At 69.8% G+C, this 21623-nt stretch carries 27 protein-coding genes; 12 read left to right on the top strand and 15 right to left on the bottom strand.

The window, feature by feature from the left end; all coding sequences use genetic code 11:
• Positions 1-24 precede the first annotated feature (24 nt).
• Positions 25-378 (bottom strand): hypothetical protein, encoded by a 354-nt coding sequence (locus ACG00Y_RS09150; RefSeq protein WP_394478068.1) that lies wholly within the window; start codon positions 376-378, stop codon positions 25-27.
• On the opposite strand from ACG00Y_RS09150, the gene ACG00Y_RS09145 reads away from it, so the two are divergent.
• Positions 377-1561: a hypothetical protein gene (locus ACG00Y_RS09145; protein ID WP_394478066.1), complete on the top strand. Its 1185-nt coding sequence runs from the start codon at positions 377-379 to the stop codon at positions 1559-1561. The genes ACG00Y_RS09150 and ACG00Y_RS09145 overlap by 2 nt on opposite strands.
• A gap of 10 nt (positions 1562-1571) precedes the next feature.
• Here the strand turns inward: ACG00Y_RS09145 and ACG00Y_RS09140 are convergent, their stop codons facing one another.
• Entirely contained in the window at positions 1572-2303 is a 732-nt protein-coding gene (locus ACG00Y_RS09140) for a zf-TFIIB domain-containing protein (RefSeq protein WP_394478064.1), read from the bottom strand.
• Between the two features lie 95 nt (positions 2304-2398).
• Between ACG00Y_RS09140 and ACG00Y_RS09135 the strand changes: the two genes are divergently transcribed.
• Both ACG00Y_RS09135 and ACG00Y_RS09130 read left to right on the top strand, forming a co-directional pair.
• Positions 2399-2689: a nucleotidyltransferase family protein gene (locus tag ACG00Y_RS09135; protein ID WP_394478063.1), complete on the top strand. Its 291-nt coding sequence runs from the start codon at positions 2399-2401 to the stop codon at positions 2687-2689.
• Positions 2682-3050, top strand: a complete 369-nt coding sequence (locus tag ACG00Y_RS09130) for a HepT-like ribonuclease domain-containing protein (RefSeq protein WP_394478061.1) — start codon at positions 2682-2684, stop codon at positions 3048-3050. The genes ACG00Y_RS09135 and ACG00Y_RS09130 overlap by 8 nt, the downstream gene beginning before the upstream one ends.
• On the opposite strand, the gene ACG00Y_RS09125 is transcribed toward ACG00Y_RS09130, so the two are convergent.
• The 11 genes from ACG00Y_RS09125 to ACG00Y_RS09075 form a co-directional block, all read right to left on the bottom strand.
• Entirely contained in the window at positions 3051-4703 is a 1653-nt protein-coding gene (locus tag ACG00Y_RS09125; protein ID WP_394478059.1) for a peptide chain release factor 3, read from the bottom strand.
• A 74-nt stretch (positions 4704-4777) separates the two neighbouring features.
• A complete protein-coding gene (locus ACG00Y_RS09120) occupies positions 4778-5746 on the bottom strand; it encodes a hypothetical protein (protein ID WP_394478057.1) in 969 nt (322 codons plus the stop codon).
• Positions 5747-5749: 3 nt separating this feature from the next.
• The gene (locus tag ACG00Y_RS09115; protein WP_394478054.1) at positions 5750-6436 is read right to left on the bottom strand and encodes a hypothetical protein; all 687 of its coding nucleotides are present in this window, start codon (positions 6434-6436) and stop codon (positions 5750-5752) included.
• A 31-nt stretch (positions 6437-6467) separates the two neighbouring features.
• Positions 6468-7172 (bottom strand): hypothetical protein, encoded by a 705-nt coding sequence (locus ACG00Y_RS09110; protein ID WP_394478052.1) that lies wholly within the window; start codon positions 7170-7172, stop codon positions 6468-6470.
• 214 nt (positions 7173-7386) lie between these two features.
• Positions 7387-8082, bottom strand: a complete 696-nt coding sequence (locus ACG00Y_RS09105; protein ID WP_394478051.1) for a LytR/AlgR family response regulator transcription factor — start codon at positions 8080-8082, stop codon at positions 7387-7389.
• The gene (locus tag ACG00Y_RS09100) at positions 8079-9113 is read right to left on the bottom strand and encodes a sensor histidine kinase (RefSeq protein WP_394478049.1); all 1035 of its coding nucleotides are present in this window, start codon (positions 9111-9113) and stop codon (positions 8079-8081) included. Before ACG00Y_RS09100 ends, ACG00Y_RS09105 begins: the two co-directional genes overlap by 4 nt.
• Positions 9110-9682, bottom strand: a complete 573-nt coding sequence (locus tag ACG00Y_RS09095; protein ID WP_394478047.1) for a hypothetical protein — start codon at positions 9680-9682, stop codon at positions 9110-9112. Before ACG00Y_RS09095 ends, ACG00Y_RS09100 begins: the two co-directional genes overlap by 4 nt.
• 134 nt (positions 9683-9816) lie before the next feature.
• Entirely contained in the window at positions 9817-11124 is a 1308-nt protein-coding gene (locus ACG00Y_RS09090; protein ID WP_394478045.1) for a hypothetical protein, read from the bottom strand.
• A gap of 91 nt (positions 11125-11215) precedes the next feature.
• Positions 11216-11710: a Dps family protein gene (locus ACG00Y_RS09085; protein ID WP_394478044.1), complete on the bottom strand. Its 495-nt coding sequence runs from the start codon at positions 11708-11710 to the stop codon at positions 11216-11218.
• Between the two features lie 36 nt (positions 11711-11746).
• The gene (locus tag ACG00Y_RS09080) at positions 11747-12466 is read right to left on the bottom strand and encodes a P-loop NTPase family protein (RefSeq protein ID WP_394478042.1); all 720 of its coding nucleotides are present in this window, start codon (positions 12464-12466) and stop codon (positions 11747-11749) included.
• 75 nt (positions 12467-12541) lie between these two features.
• The gene (locus ACG00Y_RS09075) at positions 12542-13465 is read right to left on the bottom strand and encodes a hydrogen peroxide-inducible genes activator (RefSeq protein WP_394478040.1); all 924 of its coding nucleotides are present in this window, start codon (positions 13463-13465) and stop codon (positions 12542-12544) included.
• Between the two features lie 86 nt (positions 13466-13551).
• On the opposite strand from ACG00Y_RS09075, the gene panB reads away from it, so the two are divergent.
• The 4 genes from panB to ACG00Y_RS09055 all read left to right on the top strand — a co-directional run bounded on the left by panB (position 13552) and on the right by ACG00Y_RS09055 (position 16617).
• The gene (panB, locus tag ACG00Y_RS09070; protein ID WP_394478038.1) at positions 13552-14358 is read left to right on the top strand and encodes a 3-methyl-2-oxobutanoate hydroxymethyltransferase; all 807 of its coding nucleotides are present in this window, start codon (positions 13552-13554) and stop codon (positions 14356-14358) included.
• 3 nt (positions 14359-14361) lie between these two features.
• Positions 14362-15195 carry a pantoate--beta-alanine ligase gene (gene panC, locus ACG00Y_RS09065; RefSeq protein WP_394478036.1) on the top strand — a complete coding sequence of 278 codons (834 nt, stop codon included), beginning with the start codon at positions 14362-14364 and terminating at the stop codon, positions 15193-15195.
• Position 15196: 1 nt separating this feature from the next.
• Entirely contained in the window at positions 15197-15841 is a 645-nt protein-coding gene (locus ACG00Y_RS09060) for a peptidylprolyl isomerase (protein WP_394478034.1), read from the top strand.
• A 95-nt stretch (positions 15842-15936) separates the two neighbouring features.
• A complete protein-coding gene (locus tag ACG00Y_RS09055) occupies positions 15937-16617 on the top strand; it encodes a peptidylprolyl isomerase (RefSeq protein WP_394478032.1) in 681 nt (226 codons plus the stop codon).
• Here ACG00Y_RS09055 and ACG00Y_RS09050 read toward each other — a convergent pair.
• Positions 16610-17038, bottom strand: a complete 429-nt coding sequence (locus ACG00Y_RS09050) for a type II toxin-antitoxin system VapC family toxin (protein WP_394478030.1) — start codon at positions 17036-17038, stop codon at positions 16610-16612. The two genes, ACG00Y_RS09055 and ACG00Y_RS09050, sit on opposite strands and share 8 nt — an antisense overlap.
• The gene (locus ACG00Y_RS09045) at positions 17035-17316 is read right to left on the bottom strand and encodes a FitA-like ribbon-helix-helix domain-containing protein (protein WP_394478028.1); all 282 of its coding nucleotides are present in this window, start codon (positions 17314-17316) and stop codon (positions 17035-17037) included. Before ACG00Y_RS09045 ends, ACG00Y_RS09050 begins: the two co-directional genes overlap by 4 nt.
• Positions 17317-17486: 170 nt before the next feature.
• On the opposite strand from ACG00Y_RS09045, the gene ACG00Y_RS09040 reads away from it, so the two are divergent.
• The 5 genes from ACG00Y_RS09040 to ACG00Y_RS09020 all read left to right on the top strand — a co-directional run bounded on the left by ACG00Y_RS09040 (position 17487) and on the right by ACG00Y_RS09020 (position 21617).
• On the top strand, positions 17487-18386 hold the full coding sequence (locus ACG00Y_RS09040; protein ID WP_394478026.1) for an alpha/beta fold hydrolase: 900 nt from the start codon (positions 17487-17489) through the stop codon (positions 18384-18386).
• Positions 18387-18402: 16 nt separating this feature from the next.
• Positions 18403-19449, top strand: coding sequence for a sensor histidine kinase (locus ACG00Y_RS09035; RefSeq protein ID WP_394478024.1), 1047 nt, complete (start codon positions 18403-18405; stop codon positions 19447-19449).
• On the top strand, positions 19446-20165 hold the full coding sequence (locus tag ACG00Y_RS09030) for a LytR/AlgR family response regulator transcription factor (RefSeq protein WP_394478022.1): 720 nt from the start codon (positions 19446-19448) through the stop codon (positions 20163-20165). The genes ACG00Y_RS09035 and ACG00Y_RS09030 overlap by 4 nt, the downstream gene beginning before the upstream one ends.
• A gap of 4 nt (positions 20166-20169) precedes the next feature.
• Positions 20170-21288 carry a 6-phosphofructokinase gene (locus tag ACG00Y_RS09025; RefSeq protein WP_394478020.1) on the top strand — a complete coding sequence of 373 codons (1119 nt, stop codon included), beginning with the start codon at positions 20170-20172 and terminating at the stop codon, positions 21286-21288.
• Positions 21289-21425: 137 nt separating this feature from the next.
• The gene (locus ACG00Y_RS09020) at positions 21426-21617 is read left to right on the top strand and encodes a hypothetical protein (protein ID WP_394478019.1); all 192 of its coding nucleotides are present in this window, start codon (positions 21426-21428) and stop codon (positions 21615-21617) included.
• The last annotated feature ends 6 nt before the right edge of the window (positions 21618-21623 follow it).

The raw sequence follows: 21623 nt of genomic DNA, 5'->3' as shown, positions 1-21623 counted from the left end.
GGGGATTGGCTCAGGGGGCAGACATCATCGCAGCGCCTTCAAGGCGTCGCGCCAGTGAGGGATTGCGATGCCCTGCACACGCTGGTTGCCCGGCACGGCGCTGATCAGCAGCGGCGTCAGCCAGGCGGGCTGGAAGGTCGCCCGACTAGGACTCCATCGGCCAGAGCACGCCGTTCTTCTCGATCCAGGATTTGCTATTTCAGCTTTGCAGACTGAAATCGTAAAGAGCGGCGGCAGGCTTGCGTTCAGCGGCGCGGCATGTTGGTGTTGGCTAGCATCCAGCCCCACAACAACAGGGAGGCGACGGATGGTTTTGCGTTGCATGGAATGGTTGGCGGCCTTGCTTGCCTGTTGCGTGGCCTTGCCAAGCTGGGCCATGACGCCGGCGCCCGACGTCGTCGTTGCCCGCGCCGATGCGGATGCCAGCGGCGGCTGGCCGGTGGCGCTGTGGGTCATCGGTGCCGGGCGCAGCCACTTCATCGTCCGTGCGCCGCGTGAGCAACTGGGCCGGCTGGCGTGGCGGCGGGCGGATGCGCGGGCATTGATGGCGCTGGAGCGATTTGGCGCGCCCACGCTGACCCGGTCGCTTGACAGCCATCCCTGCCCGACCGGGCTGAACTGGGGCTACATCGTGCAGGAGTACCCGGCTCTCGACGATCCGGGCGAGAGCGGCTCACTCGCCCAGGCCGACTGTGGTGGGCGCAGTTGTGGCGGTGCGGCATGGCGCGTCGACCTGCCGGCACGGGACGGCCAAACGCTGCCAGTGGCCAGGATGCTGCCGGGTCTGGCTGCCACGCGCCCGGAGTGGCTGGTGCTCTACATCGTCAGCCCGCTGCAGAGCCTGCCCTTGAAAGGTGTCCCGCAGTTGCACCTGGCCGATGCGCTGCGGGGGCCGCGCAGCATGGCGCAGTGGAGCCAGCTCCGCCTGCCCGCCGACGCGGCAGCGCGGTTTCCCGCCATCCACACGGCGCTGCTGGAGCGGGCGGCTGAGGATCAGGGATTGGCGCAGGCATCGGTGTTGATGCGCGCCGACATGTTGTCCGGCGGCAGGCGGGCAGGGCGCTTGCACGATTGGGAGGCCGACGAGGCGCAGCGTCGCGCCCTGGGTTTGGACGGCAAGGCCTTGAGCGGCCACGCGATCGTGCGCTTGCTGCTGCGGCTGGCGCCGGGCGACCGGCCAGCCGTGCTGGAACCACACGGCGCACCGTGGCAGGCGGCGGCCGAGTACTCCGAAAAGCTGAAGGCCTTGGTGCCTTGGCCCGAGACGCCGGCGTCCTGCCGCAGCCGGTTGTCGGCGATGAACTGCGAGGCCGCCTGTGAGCGCAAGGTGGCGTCCATGGCTCAGGCGCCGAGCGGCGGCTTCTATGCCGACCCGGCCCTCGACACGATGGCGCCGGCCCAGCGCCTGCCCGCCTGCCTGCAGTCCTGCCTCAGCCAAAAAGGCGCGGCGGAGGTGTCACTGCAACAGCGCTTCGACGCCATCGCCGAGCGCCAGCAGCAGGCCTGGCGCTGGGTCGAGCAGATGACGGGGCGGCCGGCGGCCGAGTGGCACGCGCGCTGACGCGCCTGGCTCAGGCGCTGCTCCACAGCTCCGCCACCAGCGCCAGCCCCGCGCTGAACAAGTCCACGCCCAGCACGCCCGCCGCCGGTCCGGTGATCGTCGTGCCGGCGGCTTGCCGCTGTGCGCGCGACTGCTCCCGGGCGATGGCGACGAGGGCATCGCCCACGTCCGTCGGGCTGCCCCAGCCCTGACGCGACGGCGCGTGCGCGTAGTTCTGCAAGGCCTTTTCGACGGCCTGCGGGTCCAGCAGCGACAAGGCCGAGCGGCAGTGCGAGCACGCGTCTTCTTTGCGCAGGTCCACCGGCGCGCCGCAGTTGCTGCAGTTGATGACGCCCACCTTGGCGGCAATATCGGCGATCTCGGGCCGGGTCAGCTGCCGCACGAAGCCCTTCTCGATCATGAACGACGAGAAGCTGCTGAAGCGGCCATGCCGGCTGGCGCAGCGGTGCGTGATGTAGCGGCCGCTGCGCACGATGTCGAAGCCTTGCGCAAGCGGGCCGCTGCACTGCGGGCAGTTCAGCCGCTCGGCCAGCGGCTGGTGCCGCGCATCGCGGTGCTGGTGCATGGCCTTGAACATCGTCACGATGGCCTCGGGCGCCAGCTTCAGGTTCTCCATGTGGTCGAACCACAGGCCCTGGCAGCCGAAGCAGAAGTCGATCTCCACCTCGCCGCTGTACTGGCCCGGCAGCACGTGCACCTCCATGGCGTCGTGGCAGGAAGGGCAGGGTCTGGAGTCGGGCATCTGCATCGTGAAATGTTAGACCGCGGTTCCGGCGAGGCAGGCGGCCCCGGCTGGCCGATTGGGCCACTGGGCGTCTTTCGTAGCATCATTCAGCCATGAACCGCGACACGCTTCTGAAGCTGCTGACCGAACACAAGCCTGTGCTGGCGGAGCGCTTCGGTGTGCGTCGGCTGGCGTTGTTTGGCAGCATGGCACGCGGGACGGCGCGGGCCGACAGCGACGTGGATGTGCTTGTGGCCTTCGACGGCCCCGCGACGTCCAAGCGATTCTTCGGCGTGCAGTTCTATCTGGAAGACATGCTTCACCGCCCAGTCGACCTGGTCACCGAAACGGCCTTGCGGGAGCGCCTGCGGCCCTTCGTCGAGCGCGACGCCATCCATGTCTGAGCGCGACACTCGCCTCTACATCGAGGACATGCTTGAGTTTTGCGGCAAGGCGCTGGCTTATTCCAGCGCCCTGACCGAGGCAACGCTGACCGCTGAGGCGATGCGCTACGACGCCATCCTGCGCAACCTGGAACTCATTGGCGAAGCGGCCACCCATGTGCCCGAGGCGCTTCGTGCCATGGCACCGGACGTGCCTTGGCGGCAAATCGTGGCCACGCGCAATCGTGTCGCTCATGCCTACCTGGGCATCTCTGCCGACACGGTCTGGAGCATCCTGCACGACGACTTGCCCGCGCTGGATCTGGCGCTGCGCGCATTGCTGACGCGGATGAACGAGGGGCCGCCCGCCACTGGGCGTTGATCAGCCCTCCATCCGCTGCTGGAACACCAGCCCCGCGTGCTCCCGCAGCGCGTGGAACTTGATGCGCGGCCAGTTCTCCTGCATCGCGCGCAGCTCGCCGGCGTACTCCAGCAGCACCGTGGGCGCATTGACGGCGTCCCACGCCACGCGGTGCGCGTTGTGGTCGATGAAGCGGCGCAGCTCCTTCTCGCCGCTGCCCAGCTGGCCGTCCAGGTCGTCGCACGTCACCCAGCGCGCCACGTTGTAGCGGGCCGGCATCACGCGGGCCTTGCAGCCGTATTCATGCTCCAGCCGGTGCGCCACCACCTCGAACTGCAGCTGGCCCACGGCGCCCAGCAGCAGCATGCTGCCGGCCTCGGGGCGGAACACCTGGATGGCGCCCTCCTCACCCAGCTGGCGCAGGCCCTCGCGCAGCTGCTTGGTGCGCAGCGGGTCGGCCACCTCGACAGAGCGGAACATCTCCGGCGCGAAGAACGGCAGGCCGGTGTACTGCAGCGCCTCGCCCTCGGTGATGGTGTCGCCCAGCTGCAGCACGCCGTGGTTGGGGATGCCGATGATGTCGCCGGCGAAGGCCTCGTCCAGCAGCTCGCGCTTCTGGCTCATGAAGGTCACGACGCTGTTGGGCCGTAGGCTCTTGCCCGAGCGCACCACCTTCAGGTTCATGCCGCGCTCGAAACGGCCCGAGGCCACGCGCACGAAGGCGATGCGGTCGCGGTGCGCCGGGTCCATGTTGGCCTGGATCTTGAACACGACGCCGGTGAACTTGGGTTCCTCGGGCTTGACGGTGCGTTGCATGGCCTGGCGCACGTCGGGCGGCGGGGCCAGCTCGACGAGGGCGTCCAGCACCTCCTGCACGCCGAAGTTGTTGACGGCCGAGCCGAAGAACATCGGCGTCTGCTTGCCGGTCAGGAACTCGTCGCGGTCGAAGGCCGGTGCGGCGTCGGTCACCAGCTCGATCTCGCCCTGGGCCTGCTCGTACTGCATGCCGAAGCGCTCGGCATAGGCGGGGTTGTCCAGGCCTTCCAGCACTTCCTCGGTGCCGGCCGCGCGGTCCTCGCCGGGAGCGAACACGCGCATGCGCTGCAGGCGCAGGTCCATGACGCCGTGGAAGGCCTTGCCCATGCCCACCGGCCAGGTGAAGGGCACGACCGTCATGCCCAGCTCGCGCTCGATCTCGTCCATCAGCGCCAGCGGGTCCTGCACCTCGCGGTCCATCTTGTTGACGAAGGTCAGGATGGGTGTGTTGCGGGCGCGGCAGACCTGCAGCAGGCGGCGCGTCTGCGGCTCCACGCCGTTGGCCGCGTCGATGACCATCAGCGCCGCGTCCACGGCGGTCAGCACGCGGTAGGTGTCTTCCGAGAAGTCCTGGTGGCCCGGCGTGTCCAGCAGGTTGATGACGCAGTCGCGGTACTCCATCTGCATGACCGACGAGGCCACCGAGATGCCGCGCTGCTTCTCGATCTCCATCCAGTCCGACGTCGCATGCCGCGTGGCCTTGCGTGCCTTCACCGAGCCGGCGATCTGGATCGCGCCGGAGAACAGCAGCAGCTTCTCGGTCAGCGTGGTCTTGCCGGCGTCGGGGTGGCTGATGATGGCGAAGGTGCGACGGCGGCGGACCTCGGTCTCGATGCGGCTGGCGGTGGGTTCGGACATGGGCGGGACCTGGGGGCTAACCCGCGATTATCCGTGGCGCCGCGGGCCCGACCATCCCGCGCTGGCAGCGCGGCTCACTGCGCGCCCGACGAACCGCTCCAGCCGTAGATCGTCACGCGGCACAGGCCGTCGTGGCCGTTCGGTTCCTCGCTTTCAATCGAGAACGTGCCGTTCTTGCCGACCCAGGTCTGCGCACCGGCGCGCGCGTCGGCGCAGCTCTTGCCCAGGAACATGCGCGTGACGCGCGTCGGCGCGGTGTTCTGTGGCGGCTTGGGCGCGGGCGTGGCAGCGGGCAGGTCCGGTGCCCTGGGTTTTTCGGTGATCGTCAGGGAACCGCCGGAGCTCGCGGCCTGCTGACGCGCCGCCTGGCGTTCGCGTTCGGCGGCCACATCGCGCCGCAGTTGCTCGTCGCGCCGGCGCTGCGTCTCTGCGCGTTCGGCGGCCTGTGCATCGGCGCGCGCCTGCTCGGACTGCTGGCGCTGCGCGGCCAGGCGCGCGGCCTCCTGGTCCTGGCGCTGGTTGGCCTGGTTGATCAACTGCACCTGGCGCTGCCGCTCCGCACGCTGCGCCGCGTCGGCCTGCTCGCGCTGGCGTTCGGCCTGCTGCGCCTGCTGGGCCTGCACCTGATTGACGGTGTTGTTCAGCCGTCCGAGAGATTGGGCCAGCGCGCGTTCGCTGGCCGCCCTTGAGGCATTGAATTGCGCGGCGCGCCGCGCCCGGTCCGCCTCGTCGGCGGCGTCGGCCCTCGCATCCTCCTGCGCCTGGCGGGCTGCCGCCGCTTCGTTGATGCGGCGCTGCAGTTCGGCTTGTCGCGCCTGCTCCTGCCGCTGCAGCTCGGCCTGGCGCGCGTCTTCGGCTGCGCGGAGCTTGCTGTTCTGCACGCTGCGGCGCAGCCGGGCGAGATCCTGCTCGCTCAGCTGGCGTGGCGCCTCGACGGCCGGTGCCGACGCAGCCTCGGGCGTGGTCGTCTGCGCGGCAGCGGACAGCGGCAGGGACAACAGCGCCAGCAGGGCGCCTGAGAAAAGGGGCAGTTCCTTGCGCATCGTTCAGAACCCGGTTGCGGTGGTCTTGTCGCAGCTCGCCTTGAGGAACTTCATCGCGTACTCGACGCGGTCCGCCATCTCCTGGTCCTTGATCTTGAAGAAGAGGTGGGCGTTGAACCGGCTGTCCTGCGTGCTCGCGGCGATCCAGCCGGTGCTGCGGCTGATGACGGCCTTGCCCCAGGCGACGTAATAGGGACCGGCGTACTTGACGTTGGGATCCTCGAACCTGGTGGTGACGGTCTCGCGATAGGGCAGCGTGTCGTAGCCGAAGAAGGTCTCCTTCACCGCGCTGGCGTCGCTGACGTGCTCACGGTCGGGCTTCTCCTTTGTGGAGGTCTCCAGCCGGGTGGTGCAGGGGTCCACATTCGCCTGCGGGTCCAGGCCTTCCGCCTTCTTGACGTCCAGCATCTGCGAGAGATTGAATGCGGTGGGGCTCGTGCTCACGCCACCATAGGGCCCGTCGTTCTGCGGCACGCCGTTCTTCAGCCAGCGGCGGACGAAGGTCTGGGTGCCCTGCACCGTCATGGCGTTGGTGGTCTTGTCCAGCGCCTGCACGAACAGCGCGCCGTCGCCGGCCAGCATGCCCAGGAACTGCTGGGCGCCGGCCGCTGTTTGCTGCTGGGCGGAGGCGGGGAGGAGGGCGGCGGCCAGCGCGCAGGCGCAGGCGCAGGGCAGGAGTCGGGGCCGCATCGGAGGGCTCGGTGGAAGCTGTGGGGAAGGTTCAGAAACCGGTGGCGGCGGCCTTGTCGCAGCTCGCCTTCAGGAACTTCATCGCGTACTCGACGCGGTCGGCCAACTCGGGGTCCTTGACCCTGTCTCCGGGGAAGACGAGCTCGGTGTTGAACTTCGCGCCCGGCGCACGCGCGGTGACGCGCCCATTGGCGGCGCGGGTGATCACCGCCCGGCCCCAGGCGAGGTGGTGGGGGCCGGCGTACTTGACGGCCGGGTCTTCGTATTCATCCGTGATCGTCGTCTGGTACCAGAGCCGCTCAATGCTGAAGAAGGTCTCTTTCGTCAACCAGTGGCTGTCGCTGGACGTGCTCCCCAGCTTCTCGGTGGTGGTGGTGTCGACGCGGGTCGTGCAGGCATCGGCGTTGGCGTTCTCGTCCATGCCCTCCAGCTTGCGGACGACCAACAGCCATTTCAGCGGCGCCGTGACCGGCGCGCTGGCGTCGTCGTGAGGGCCCGGCCGGCTGTTGTCCACGACGCCCTTGTCCTGCCAGCGATGGGTGGTCTTGCGCGTGCCCTTGACCCACATCGGTGAGCCGTTCTTGTCGGGCAAGCTGACGTTGAGATGGCCATCCTTGGCCAGCAGCGCCAGGAAGCGCTGCGCGCCCTCGGCGGTCTGCTGCGGCTGCGCGGCAGCGGCTGAAACGAAGCCTGTCATCGCGCAAGCCAGCGCGAACGGCGTGATCCGGTTGAACATGGATTCCCTCTTCAAGAAACTGGGAGGTCGACCGGCTGCCGTCGTCCGTCGGCGGCATCTCGCGACCCGATGCGCGTGCTCGGCGCGCATCCCCCGAATTTTGCTGACGGAGCGGCGCCCTCCGGCTGCGGTGGTCAGCGCAAGCCGGCCACTAGCGCGAACTTGTTCGCGCCCGCAGTGTTGGCCTGCACCATGGCGCCAGTCACGCTGACGACTACATGCTGCGGAAACGCCCGCGGTGCGCGCGACTCACGGGCAGCGGCTGGGCCAGCCCGCGCAGGTGTACCCACAGCTCGCCGTCGTCGCGCCGCTCGATGCGCTCGATGGCCCGCGCGTTGACGACCGAGCCGCGGTGGATTTGCCAGAAGAGCTGCGGGTCTAGCTGATGCATCAGCTCGCCCAGCGACGTGCGCAGCAGCAACTGCTCGCCACCCTGGCTCAGTGCCCGCGTGTGGCGCAGCTCCGAGCGCAGCGCGGCGAGCTGGTCCACCTCCAGCAGCTTCATCGTGTTGCCGGTCCAGGCCTGCAGGAAGCGCAGCTTCTCGGCGGCCGCCGGGCCCTGCTGTTGCAGCCGCTGCACGGTGGCAGCCAGGCGCGCTGGCGTCAGCGGCTTGCGCAGATAGTCCACGGCGCCATGTTCGAAGGCGTCCAGCGCATGCTCGGGGTGGGCCGTGACGAACACCAGCCGCGTGCCGGCCGGTGCCAGGCTGGCCAGCGACAGCCCGTCGATGCCCGGCATGCGGATGTCCAGGAAGGCGATGTCCGGCCGCAGCTCGTCCAGCAGCCTGCGTGCCTCGGTGCCGCTCTTCGCGCGGGCCACGATGGCGAGATCGGGCCAGGCCTCGGTGAGCAGCTGGTGCAGCTCGTCCAGCAGCTGCGGTTCGTCGTCGGCGATGAGGGCGGTGGTCATGGCAGAGGCAGTGTCAGCGTCGCCTCGGTGAGACCGGCGGCGTTGGTGGCGAGGGTCAGCGTTGCGTCGTCGCCGTGCAGTGCGCGCAGGCGCTGGCGCAGGTTGGCCAGCGCCACGCCGTGGCCCGCTTGCCCGGCAGGTTCGGCGCCGGGTTGCAGCGGGCAGCCGCCGTTGCTGACACTCAGCCGCAGCCCTGCGCCGTCGCGACGCGCCTGCAGCAACACCTCGCCGCCGGCCTCGCTGGGCTCGATGCCGTGCTGGATGGCGTTCTCCACCAGCGGCTGCAGCATCAGCGGGGGCAGCGGCAGGTCCAGCAGCGCGTCGTCGACATCGAGCCGCCAGCGCAGCCGCTCGCCCAGGCGCAGCGCCATGATGGCCAGGTAGTGCTCGACGATCTGGCACTCCTGGCCTAGCGTGGACTCGGCCTGGCGCGCCCGTGTCAGCGCGATGTCGAACAGGCTGCTGACGGCGTCCAGCAGCGGCAGCGACTGGTCCGAGCCCTGGCGGATGAAGCTTCGCAGCGTGGCCAGCGTGTTGAACAGGAAGTGGGGCTCGATCTGCGCCTGCAGCATCTGCAACTCGGCGCGCAGCCGGGCACGGTCCTGCTCCACGCGGCGCAGCGCGCGCAGGCGGCGCAGGCCTTGCAGCAGCGGCAGGCCCAGCATGACGGCCCCGAAGCCCAGGTGCAGCCACGCGCGTGTGAGGCGGTCGGCTGCAGTCATGGCCTGGGTCGCCAGCGCCTGCTCGGCGGCCCAGCCCACCGTGGCGCCCAGCAGCAGCGCGATCAACAGCAGTTCGAGGGCCGTGCGGCGACGGCGGGCGAGCAGGCCGCAGAGCCCGTCGGTCGTGGCATGGCCCAGCAGCAGGCCCACGGTCAGCGGCACTGCCTGCGGCCAGCGCTGCAGGCTCAGCGCCAGCGCCAGCAGGGCCAGCGCGCCCACCAGCAGGCGGCGGGGTCGGTGCCAGCCCACGCCCTCCTCCCGCAGGGCCTGGGCCAGTTCATGGCCCAGTGTCAGCTCGGTGTGGCTCAAGGCGGCGTCAGGTGGTTGGGCCGGGTCGGCAGCACCTGGATCGGCCCCTTGCCGGTGGTGGGCGTGGCCGCCGGCACCACCTCCAGGTTGAAGGCGGTGGCCTGCAGCTGGCCGCCGCCTTCGAGCAGGAAGCCGAAGCTCAGCGTCGTCGCGTCGGCCGGGATGTCCAGCACCACCTGCGCCGGCTGCCAGCCGAAGCTGCCGCGCAGCGGCCGGTCGTTCATGTTGTCGAAGGCGGTGCCGGGGCGCTGGCCGCTGTCGGCGCGCATCCACAGGCCGCCCCAGGCGGCGAGCTGGTCGCCGCGCACCTGGGCGGTCAGCTGCACGCGCTTGCCGGCGTAGTCGCCGCTGCCGATCTGCTGCATCAGCGTGGAAAAGCCCTCGGTACCCGGTTTGCAGTCGAGGCTGAAGACCCGGGGGCTGGGCGCGCCACTGGCCGGCACGACCTGACCCTCGCAGGTCTTGGCCGGGCCGGTCTGCAGCCAGCCGTTGGGCAGGCCGGCCGGCTTGGCCAGCGCGGTGGCGAGCACGCCGACCCCGATGGCGGCAACGATGGCAGAGGCTTTCATCAGTCAATCTCCCGTGACGAGCCAGGATCGGCCCGCACGCAGACTAGATTTGCGAGGCCAGGCTTGCTGCGCGACGGGGCGAACGGCTTCGGCGCGCGCAGCAAGGGTCGCAAACCCGACATCAGTGAAGACGCTCAGGGCGCGCGCAGCAGCGGCAGCGCGTCCAGCCGCCGCTCGATGTCGGCCAGCATGCGGCGGTAGGCCGGCGCGTCCACGCCGCCGTAGGTGGCGAGGAACTCCCTGCGGCCGAGGAATTCCGGCAGGTCGGCCACATCGGGCATGAAGTCGCTCTCACGCGCGCCGCGCGCCAGGCGGTCTTGCAGCGCCCGTGGGTCGCGCCGGGCCAGCAGGCCCAGCCGCGTACCGGCGCGGTCGGCGGCGATGTCGTTGAAGCTGAAGCCGCTACCACTGCGCAGGTCCGCCACTTCCTTGTAAACGCCGATGGCGTCGGCCAGCGGGCCGCCGCCTTCCAGTGCCACCACGGCGGAGATCAGGAAGTGCTGGGCGAAGTCGTCGCGGCCGGCCAGCGTCACCGTCACCCGCTGCGGCTGAGGGGCGGCCTGGATGGCAGGCACCAGGTCGGACAGCCGCCGGCCGGTGGCCTGCAGCGCCAGCGTCAACAGCGCCGCACGGTTTTCCGCCAGCGCATCTCCACCGACGCTGCGCTGGCTGGCGAGCGTGAACAGCGGCGGCAGCAGGCGCTCCAGCGGCAGGCCCGCGCCGCCACCCGCCGAGGCGTGCGCCTGCAGCGCGCCGGCCAGGGCCTGGGCATAGGCGGTCAGGCGCGCTTGCTCAGACGGCGGCAGCAGCGTGCCGAGCACGCGCTGCAGGCCGTGGTCGCCCCACTCATAGACCACCTCCAGCCGTGCCGGCATCAGGCGCACGCGCCGCACCATGTCCAGTGCCAGCGCGCCCTCGGGGGTGGCGTGCAGGCGCTCGACCAGTCGCGGCAGCAGCCACTTGGCCAGCCAGGCTGGCAATGGCAGCCGCCCCAGCTGCAGGTCGTCGAGGGTGGGCAGCCCGGGGGTCTCGTGCAGCGTCGCGCTGATGTTCAGCCAGGCCGTGACGGGGCTGCGCGGCACCGGCAGGCTGGCCTGCAGCCGCGCGCTACCGCCGCTCAACAGCAACTGCGCCGAAGCGCCCGGTGTACCCGGCGCCAGGCGGCGCACCAGCTGGTCCAGCATGAGGTTGGCTTCACGTTCGGTCGCCACCATCGTGCGCAGCGGGCCCGGTGCCGGCCGGCGCGGGTCGTTGCGCTGCAGGAAGCTGCGCGCCCGGGCGACGTCCACCGCCGACACCTCGGCCGGCCCCGGCCAGCGTGGCGAGCCCTGGACCGCCAGCGCCAGGGCCACCACGCTGGCGACCACCAGGGCCAGCGCCGCCCAGGCGCAGGTCTTCAGCGTCAGCCGCAACGCGGCGCGCAGGCGAGCGGGCGCGCTCACTCCTCCAGCAGGCTACGCAGCATCCACGCGGTCTGTTGGCTGCGCCGACAGCCCGCAGGCGCTGCGCGCCGGTCCGCTTCGCGTCCCATGGCTACTCCTCCAGCAAGCTACGGAGCATCCACGCGGTCTGTTCATGCACCGTGATGCGCTGCGTCAGCAGGTCGGCGCTGGGCTCGTCGCTGGCCTTCTCGACGGCCGGAAAGATGGCTCGCGCGGTGCGCGCAACGGCCTCGTGGCCTTCCTTCAGGATGCGCACCATCTCCAGAGCCTTGGGCGGTGTGGCGGGCGCGTCGGGCAGGCCGCTGAGCTTGGCGAACTGGGCGTAGCTGCCGGGCGCCGGGTGGCCCAGCGAGCGGATGCGTTCGGCGATCGGGTCCACCGCCGTCCACAGCTCGGTGTACTGGGCCATGAACATCGCGTGCAGGCTGTTGAACATCGGCCCGGTGACGTTCCAGTGGAAGTTGTGCGTGGTCAGGTACAGCGTGTAGGTCTCGGCCAGCAGCTTGGACAGGCCGGCGACGATGGCCGCGCGGTCCTTGTCGCTGATGCCGATGCTGATGGCGGGGGCGGCGGGTTTCTTGGCCATGGGGGGGCTCCAAAAATGAGTTGGGGCGAGCCTAACCTAGACGCCCAGCCGATCGAACTCGCTCTCCACCTGCGCCAGCCACACGCGCAGGCGCTGGCGCTCCAGCAGGCCCAGCTTGGCGCCTTCGCTGCCGGGCGCGGTGCGGGCCGACCAGAAGCTCGCGTTCGCCGCGTCGATCTTGCGCAGCACCGCGTCCTGCAGATGCTTGAGCGGCATCGTGCGCGCGCCAAGTTCTTGCGCGCGGGCCAGCTGGCCGGAGCGCTCCAGCTGCGAGAAGTCGTCGCCGCGCAACTGGTTGAGCACCAGCACGTAGTTCAGCCGGCTGCCGAAGCGGTCCAGCAGGCGGGTCAGCAGGTCCACCGAGTCGCGGCCGCTGTCCATCACGTGCCAGTAGTTCACGGCCAGGCCGGACTCGGCGGCCACGTCCAGCACGCCGGACTCGTCCATCCAGCGGGCCAGCGGGTCGTGCGTCTGCGCGGCCAGGTCCACCAGCACGCGCCGGCCGGGGTCGGCCACGGCACTCTCGACGATCGCGTCCAGCGCCTCGAAGCTGTCCACCAGCGCAGCCGACGCGTAGCCGGCATAAAAGCGCAGCAGCGCGCCGTGCGAGCGGTCGGTGTCGAAGCCGGTGAACGGGATGTTCCGGTCGATCATGTACTGCGCCAGCAGGCGCGACACGAGCGACTTGCCGACGCCGCCCTTTTCACCGCCGACGAAATGGATGGCGCCGTTGAAGAGGTCGGAAGCTTGACTCATGGCATGGGGCGCCTGCGGCGCGTTCGTTGCGAAGTTCCGTGCATTGTGCAGCGCAGCATGACGACCAGATGTTGGCTATTGCGACAAGCGCGCCACACCTTCCAGCTCGCAGGCATAGATGGCATTGCGCAGCGCCGCGATGGCCTCGTAGCGCGTGAAGCTGCGTCGCCAGGCGAGCACGACGCGGCGCGTGGGCACCGGGTCGCTGAAGGGCACGAAGCGCAGGTGGGGTGACGGGTCGCTCTTGACCGACAGCCAGGGCACGACGGTCACGCCCATTCCCGAGGCGACCATGTGCTTGATGGTCTCCAGCGACGAGCCCTCGAAGCTGCGGCGTATGCCCTCGGCGTCGCTGGAGAAGCGCGCGTACTCGGGGCAGACCTCCAGCACATGGTCGCGGAAGCAGTGCCCCGTGCCCAGCAGCAGCATGGTCTCGCGCTTGAGTTCCTCGGCCGAGATGGTCTCGCGCGTGGCCAGCGGGTGGGCGGCGGGCAGCGCGACGACGAAGGGCTCGTCGTAGAGGGCCGCCGTCGCCAGGCCGGTGTCGGGGAAGGGCTCGGCCATGATGGCGCAGTCCAGCTCGCCGGTGCGCAGCATCTCCAGCAGCTTCACGGTGAAGTTCTCCTGCAGCATCAGCGGCATCTGCGGGTACTGGGCGATGGTGTGCTTGACCAGCTCGGGCAGCAGGTAGGGGCCGATGGTGTAGATGATGCCCAGGCGGAGTGCGCCGGCCAGCGGGTCCTTGCCGCGCTTGGCGATCTCCTTGATGGCGCCGGCCTGGTCCAGAACCGTCTGCGCCTGGCGCACGATCTCGTCGCCCAGCAGCGTCACGCTGACCTCGCTGCCGCCGCGCTCGAAGATCTTCAGGTCCAGCTCTTCTTCCAGCTTCTTGATGGCGACGGACAGCGTCGGCTGCGACACGAAGCAGGCCTCGGCCGCGCGGCCGAAGTGGCGCTCGCGGGCGACGGCGACGATGTAGCGCAACTCGGTCAGGGTCATGGCGGGCAGGAACTTCTAGGCAAGGAGGCGAACGCTACACTGCCGCCGCCCCACAAGGGTTCCAAGGGTTTACACCGGGGTATCTCATGACTGATCGCAAGCCCATGACCTTGCCGCGCCTGGCGCAGATGCATGCCAGCGGCGAGAAGATCGCCATGCTGACCTGCTACGACGCGGCCTTCGCGAGCCTGCTGGACGAGGCGGGCGTCGACATCCTGCTGATCGGCGATTCCCTGGGCAATGTGCTGCAGGGCCGCGGCTCGACGGCGCCGGTGAGCCTGGAGGACATGGTGTATCACACGTTCTGCGTGTCGCGCGGTCACAAGTGGGCCTGGATCGTGGCCGACCTGCCCTTCGACAGCTATCACGTCAGCAAGGAAGAGGCCTGGAAGAGTGCCGCCGCGCTGGTCAAGGCCGGCGCCCACATGGTGAAGCTGGAGGGCGGCGGCTGGACGGCCGAGACCGTGCGCTTCATCAGCGAGCGCGGCATCCCGGTCTGCGCGCACCTGGGCTTCACGCCGCAGACGGTGAATGCGTTGGGCGGCTTCAAGGTGCAGGGCCGTGACGAGGCGGGCGCGGCGCGCATGAAGCGTGAGTCGATGGAACTCGTCGACGCGGGCGCCGCCATGCTGCTCTACGAAATGGTGCCGGCCGCGCTGGCCGCCGAGATCACCGCCGCATCGCCCGTGCCCGTCATCGGCATCGGCGCGGGCGTGGGCACCTCGGGCCAGGTGCTGGTGCTGCACGACATGCTCAACATCACGCCGGGCCGCAAGCCGCGCTTCGTCAAGGACTTCATGGCCGGCAAGGACTCGGTGCTGGCGGCGGTGAAGGGGTATGTGGACGAGGTGAAGGCGGGGACATTCCCGGTGAACGAGGTTCACGGCTTCTAGAGCATGCAAGTCATCCACACGATCAGCGAACTGCGCGACGCGCTGGCCATCCACCGCCAGCGCGGCTTCGTGCCCACCATGGGCAACCTGCACGACGGTCACCTGCAGCTGGTGAGGCAGGCGCGCGAGCTGGTCGGCCCGGCGGGTGCGGTCGTCGCCAGCATCTTCGTCAACCGGCTGCAGTTCGCGCCGCACGAGGACTTCGACACCTACCCGCGCACGCTGGCCCGCGACTGCGAGCTGCTGGAAGGCGCCGGCTGCGACATCGTCTTCGCGCCGTCCGAGAAAGCGCTGTACCCGGAACCGCAGGGCTACAAGGTGCTGCCGCCGCCCGAGCTGGCCGACATCCTGGAAGGCCACTTCCGCCCCGGCTTCTTCACCGGCGTCTGCACCGTCGTGCACAAGCTGTTCAACATCGTGCAGCCGACGCTGGCCGTGTTCGGCAAGAAGGACTATCAGCAGCTGATGGTGTTGCGCCGCATGACGGCGCAGATGGCGCTGCCCATCGAAATCGTTGGCAGCGAGACACGTCGCAGCAACGAAGGCCTGGCACTGTCCTCACGTAACGGCTACCTCAGCGATGCCGAGAAGGCCGAGGCGCTGCGGCTGTCGCGCACGCTGAAAGCCCTGATTGCCCGCTGGCAGGCCGGTGATCGCGAACTCGCGGTTATGGAAGCCGACGCCATGCAATCGCTGCGCGACGCCGGCTGGTTGCCGGATTACGTCACACTTCGGGTCCGCCACGACCTCAGTGGCGCTGTGGAGGGCCAGCCGCTCGTCGCGCTGGCCGCCGCCAAACTGGGTACCACCCGCTTGATTGACAACCTTGAAGTCTGAGATGAGCACGAACCGAATTCCTCGCCGCGCACTGCTGGCACTCGCAACCTCCCTGGCCCTGACCGCCTGCGGTGGCGGCGGTGGTGGTGACGGCGGCAGCAGCACGCCCACCCCCACGCCCCCGGCGCCCGTCGTGCTGACGGTCACGCACAAGGTGCGCCTCACCACCAACCAGGGCGTCATTGAACTGGGCCTGGACCGCACCCACGCGCCCCTGTCGGTGGACAACTTCCTGAAGTACGTCAACGACGGCTATTACAACGGCACGGTGTTCCACCGCGTCATCAGCAACTTCGTCATCCAGGGCGGTGGCGTGGCCCGCAACGGCGCCGGCGCGCTGCAGGAGAAGACGCCCACCTACGGCCCCATCGCGCTGGAGAGCATGAACGGCCTGTCCAACGTGCGCGGCACGCTCGCGATGGCCCGCACCAACGTGGCCGACAGCGCGACCAGCCAGTTCTATATCAACGTGGTCGACAACACGAGCCTGAACTACCAGAACTCGGCCAACCCGGGCTATGCCGTCTTCGGCACGGTGACGCTGGGCCTGGATGTGGTGGACAAGATCAAGGCGGTGTCCACGAATGCCTCGGACGTGCCGCTGGTCGACGTGACGGTCACCGAAGCCAAGGTGATTCCGCTCTGAGCTGCGGGCGGATTTCGGTAACCACTTGATTCAGCCTGTCGGCGGTGTTAGCCGCCGGCCCGTTGGGCAGGCCCAGCCACTCCACGGGTCCTGCCATGCTGCGCCGCCTTGCCGCCCTGCTGTTCACTCTGAGCCTGGTCGCCTGCGGCGGCGGCGGGCATCACGACCATGACGGTGGCGGCAGTGGCGGCACGCCCTACCCGCAGCCCAACCCCACGCCCAACGCACCCACGCTGTCCTGCAGCCCGGCCGGCCTCGCCGCGTCGGCGGCCTCCACCTGGGGCACGGTCTGCATGCTGACCAGCAGTGGCGAGATCGTTGTCGAGCTGTACGACAGCTACTCGCCGCAGACCGTCGCCAACTTCTACAAGTACGTCGCGGCCGGCTTCTACACGAAGACGCTGATCCACCGCGTCGACCGCGACTTCGTTGTGCAGGGCGGCGGCTATACCAGCGGCATGGTGACCAAGACCCAGCTGTACGCGCCCATCAAGCTGGAAAGCAACAACGGCCTGTCCAACCTGCGCGGCACCATCGCCATGGCCCGCCGCAGCGATGCCGACTCGGCGACGAGTCAGTTCTTCTTCAACGTGGTGGACAACACCAGCCTGGACTATCAGAGCGCCGCCAACCCCGGCTATGCCGTCTTCGGCCGCATCATCTCGGGCCTGGCCACGCTGGACGCGATCAACGTCGTGCCGACCTACACCTACAGCCAGACGGACATCCAGCCGCGCACGGAGGTGCTGGTGTATTGGGCGCAACGCCTCAAGTGAGCTGGGTCCAAGGGTTCAGCAGCGTCAGCCCGCAGTCCTCGAAGTCCTCGACATTGCGCGTGACGAGGCCGGCGCGCTGGGCCAGGGCGATGGCCGCGATCTGCGCGTCGAACTGCGAGATGGGCCGCCCCGCCTGCCGCCGGCCGGACACCACGCCGGCGTAGATGCGTGCCGCATCGCTGTCGAAGGGCAGCACGCGGCGCGCGAAGTCCTCGTCGAACATGGCGTGCAACTGCTGCTCCAGTTGAGCGCGGCGGCGGCCACCGGGCAGCAGCGAGGCACCGAACAGCATCTCGGCCTGCGTGACGGCGCTGACGAACAGGGCCTCTGCATGCTGGGCCGCGAACCAGGCGGTCACATTCGCGTCCGGGCTGGCTCGCAGCAGTTCCGACAGCACGTTGGTGTCCAGCAGCAGCTTCATGGCCGGCGCTTCTTCGTGGCCTTTGTGGCGGGGGCATCGAGTTCAGGCGGTGCCCTGACAGCCTCGCGGGGCGCCAGCGGCAGATCGAACCCTCCCAGCGGCGAGAAGCGGGCCCGGATGCGCTGGCCCAGATCGACAGCCGGCGTCGGCTTGTCGGCCAGCGCCTCGCGCAGGATCTGCCGCGCCTCTTCCTCCATGGAGCGGTTGAGGTGGGCGGCACGGATGCGCAGGCGCTGCTTCAGGCTCTCGTCCAGGTCTCGGATCGTCAGGCTGGCCATGAATGCCTCCGTTTGCAATCAATGATTGCATTGTAGGCATTGACGCCTGAGGCCATTGGCCTTCGTGGGTCGCCACTCATCCGCGCAGCTCGCCGCTCGTCATCCTGCCTCTGCCGGCAGCGGGCGGCCTGGGCAATATGCCGTTCATCGCAACCTTGATGGAGTTCGCCATGTCCCGCAGCACCCGTTCCTGGGCCGGCCTGTTCGGCGCCGCAGTCGGCATCCTGACGGCTCTGTACGTCAGCAACAGCCAGGCCGCGCCGGTCGAGTTCCGCGACCTGCGCGTCGAGGTCGTCGGCGAGGGCCGGCCGGTGCTGATGATCCCGGGCCTGAACAGCGCCGCCAGTACCTGGACGGAGACCTGCGCCGCACTGCAGCCCGGCGTGCAATGCCACATCGTGCAGCTGCCCGGCTTTGCCGGTGCGCCGGCGGTGGCGACCGACAACTTCCTGAACGGCATGCGCGACCGCCTGCTGGCCTACCTGGACGATCGCAAGCTCGACAAGCCTGTCGTCATGGGCCACAGCTTGGGCGGCGTGCTGGCGCTGCAGATGGCGGCCGAGAAGCCGGGCCGCATCGAGCGCCTGGTCATCGTCGACAGCCTGCCCTTCCTGGCCGGCCTGCGCGGCATGACGCCCGAGGCCGCGCGCGGCATGGCGGCCGGCATGCGGCAGCAGATGCTGGCCGGGACGAAGGAGCAGTGGGAGGCGGGCACCCGCCAGGGCGCGGCCGGCATGAGCCGCAGCCCGGCCAACGTCGAGCGCGTCGTCGCCTGGGGCCTGGCCAGTGACCGCGCGACGACGGCGCAAGCCATGTCGGAGCTGTGGGGCGAGGACCTGCGCCCGCTGCTGCCGCGCATTACCACGCCAACGTTGGTGCTCGGCGCCTGGGCCGCCTACGAGCCGATGGGCGCGACGCTGGACAGCACGCGCGGCATCTTCGAGGCGCAGTACGCCGGGCTGAAGGGCGCCAAGGTGAGCATGAGCCAGCGCGGCCACCACTTCCTCATGTGGGACGATGCCGACTGGCTGGTGGGCGAGGTCAGGGGCTTCCTGGCTGCCGGCAGATAACAGGAGCTTCAAGGGCATGAACACACGCCGGCGTAGCGCGATCCAGGCGCTGCTGTGGGGTGGCTATGTCGCCATCTCGCTCGTCATGATGGCGAGCTTCCAGCCGCTCAGCGGCGCCCTGGTGTTCGTCATGGTCTGCGTGGGTCTCGGTCTGTGGGCCTGCAGCGAGGCCCTGCGGGCGCTGACGCTGCGCTGCGGCTGGCTCGACGGCGCGCCCCGCGCGTTGCTGCTGCGCCTGCTGCTGCTGACGCCGCTGTTCTCCGTGCTGTTGCAGGCGGTCATCTTCGTTATCAGCCGGGGCGGCGCTGCGCTGGGGCTGCTGCACTTCCCGCCGCAGATGCCGCAGGGCTGGCTGGTGCTGCTGAGCTACGCCGTCAACTGCAGCATCCTGCTCTGGCTGTGGCTGGCCGTCTGGGTCGGCGTGACCATGGTCAGCCGCTGGCGCTTGGGCGAGATCGCCAAATGGAAGGCCGAGACCGCCGCACGCGAGCTGGAGCTGCAGGTGCTGCGCGCCCAGATCAACCCGCACTTCCTGTTCAATGCGCTGAACAACCTGCGCGCCCTCATCAACGAAGACCCGACCCGCGCCCGCGAGATGCTGAGCCGCCTGTCCAACACGCTGCGCCACACGCTGCAGCACAGCGCCAAGGAGCGCGTGCCGCTGGCCGACGAACTCGCCGTCGTGCGCGACTATGTGGCGCTGGAGCAGCTGCACCACGAGGAGCGGCTGCGCGTGGACTGGCAGGTCGACCCCGCCACGGCCGGTGCCAGCGTGCCGCCGATGCTGCTGCAGCTGCTGGTGGAGAACGCGATCAAGCACGGCATCGCGTGCACGGCGGGCGGTGGCGTGGTCGACATCCGCATCGCGCGGGCCGGCGATAAGCTGCAGATCGCCGTCGACAACCCGGGCCAGTGGAAGCCCGAGCCCGGTGCGCCGGACAGCACCGGCGTCGGCCTCGTGCACCTTCGCGAGCGCCTGGCGCGGGCGGGCGGCACCGGGGCCGGCTGTCGCATTGACGCCGCCGACGGCCGCGTCAACGTCACCGTGGAGCTGGCCGCATGAGGATCTACATCGTCGAGGACTCGCGTCTGGCCCGCCAGGAGCTGCGCACGCTGCTGGCGGCCATCCCCGATGCCGACATCGTCGGTGAAGCCGCCGAGCTGGCACCGGCGCGCGAGGCCATCGACACGCTGCAGCCCGAGCTGCTGCTGTTGGACGTGGAGCTGCCCGGGGCGACCGGCTTTGACCTGCTGGACCAGATCGAGCATGTGCCGCTGGTCGTTTTCACGACCGCCTACGACCAGCACGCGCTGGCCGCCTTCGAGCGCAACGCGCTGGACTACCTGCTCAAGCCCATCGACGCCGACCGGCTGGCCGCCGCGCTGGCCAAGGCCCGCGAGCGGCTGCGGCCCGCGCCGGTGGCCGCATCGGCAGCGGCACTCAAGGGCGCGGACGACATGGTCTTTCTGCGTGACGGCGAGCGCTGCTGGTTCGTGCGCCTGGGCGACATCGCCGGCTTCGAGGCCTGCGGCAACTACGCCCAGGCCTGGTTCGACGGCCAGCGCCCGCTGCTGGCGCGCACGCTCACCAGCCTGGAGGAGCGGCTGGACCCGCAGCTGTTCTTCCGCACCAGCCGCAGCCACCTCATCAACCTGCGCTGGATCCAGGGCATCGCCCCCTGGAGCAACGACGGCTACCGCGTGACGCTGAAGGACGGCCACCAGGTCGAGGTGTCGCGGCGGCAGGCCAAGCTGCTGCGCGAGAAGCTGGAGCTATGACCCCATGAACTCGCCAAACACACCCATCCGCCGCATCGCCATCACCACCGGCGGCGGCGACGCGCCCGGGCTGAACGCGGTGACCTGCGCCGTGACGCTGGCGGCATTGCGGCAGGGCTGGGCCTGCGTCGGCATCCGCGACGGCTATGACGGCCTGCTGCGCCCGGAGCGCTATCCGGCGGGCGGCCTGCTGCCGTTGACGCGCGAGCGCGTCGAAGGCATCGCCGCGCTCGGCGGCACGCTGCTCGGCTCCACCAACAAGGGCGACCCCTTTGCCTTCCCGGCCACGCAGGACGATGGTCGCGTGGTGCTCGTCGACCGCTCGCAGGACCTGCTGGATGCGCTCGCCCGCGAGGGCATCGACGCGCTGGTGGCCGTGGGCGGCGATGGCTCGCTGGCCATCGCGCACCGGCTGGCCCAACGTGGGCTGAAGGTGGTGGGCGTGCCCAAGACCATCGACAACGACCTGGACCGCACCGTCACCACCTTCGGCTTCGACACTGCCGTCGGTTTTGCCACCGACTGCATCGACCGGCTGCACACCACGGCGGCCAGCCACCACCGCGTGCTGGTGGTGGAGGTCATGGGGCGCTATGCCGGCTGGATCGCGCTGCATGCGGGCCTGGCCGGCGGGGCGCATGCCATCCTGCTGCCGGAGCTGCCCTTCGACCTCGCACCCGTGGCCGAGATGATCCGCCAGCGTGACGCGCGCGGCCTGGCCTACTCCATCGTCGTGGTGGCCGAGGGCGCGTTTGCGCGCGACGGCGTGCGCGCGCTGCAAGGGCCTGCCGAGGCCGGCCATGCCGAGCGCCTGGGCGGCATGGGCGAACAGGTCGCGCAGGCACTGGCGCGGCTGACGGGCAAGGACGCGCGCTGCGTGGTGCTGGGCCACCTGCTGCGCGGCGGCAGCCCCACGGCCTTCGACCGCGTCGCCGCGTTGCGCTTCGGCGCCGCCGCCGTGCGGGCGCTGGTCGGCGGGCAGAGCGGCGTCATGGTGGCGCTGGACGGCAGCGACGTGCGCACCGTGCCGCTGGCCGAGGTGGCGGGCCGCATGAAGGCCGTGCCGCTGGACGGCGACACGCTGGCCACCGCGCGCGACCTCGGCGTCTGTCTGGGCGCCTGACCGCAGCCGCCCGGCACCGCGCGTCAGCCACTGCCGCAGCCTGTGCCCGCCAGGCTGCGGCTCGTCGCGTCGCGCGTGACGCCGCCGGGACAGTTGCCTACGCTGCGGGCGTTTTCACTTTCCAACCCGGATATCTCATGACGCGCATCGCCTCCTTCTCCTTCGCCCTGACCGCCGCCTTGGTGCTGAGCGCCTGCGTCTTCGCGCCGCCCGTCGGTTCCATCCCGGCCGACTCGAATGCCATCACCAAGATGAGCGAACAAGCCCTGGCCACCTGCGGCGCGGGCAACGTCAAGGAAGTGAACGCGAAGAGCTTCAGCTGCAAATAGGCAGCT

The organism is Pelomonas parva, from assembly GCF_043555835.1.
Lineage (GTDB): Bacteria > Pseudomonadota > Gammaproteobacteria > Burkholderiales > Burkholderiaceae_C > Pelomonas > Pelomonas parva.
The sequence above is the reverse complement of the archived record's forward strand: the minus strand, read 5'-3'. Positions and strand labels throughout refer to the sequence as shown.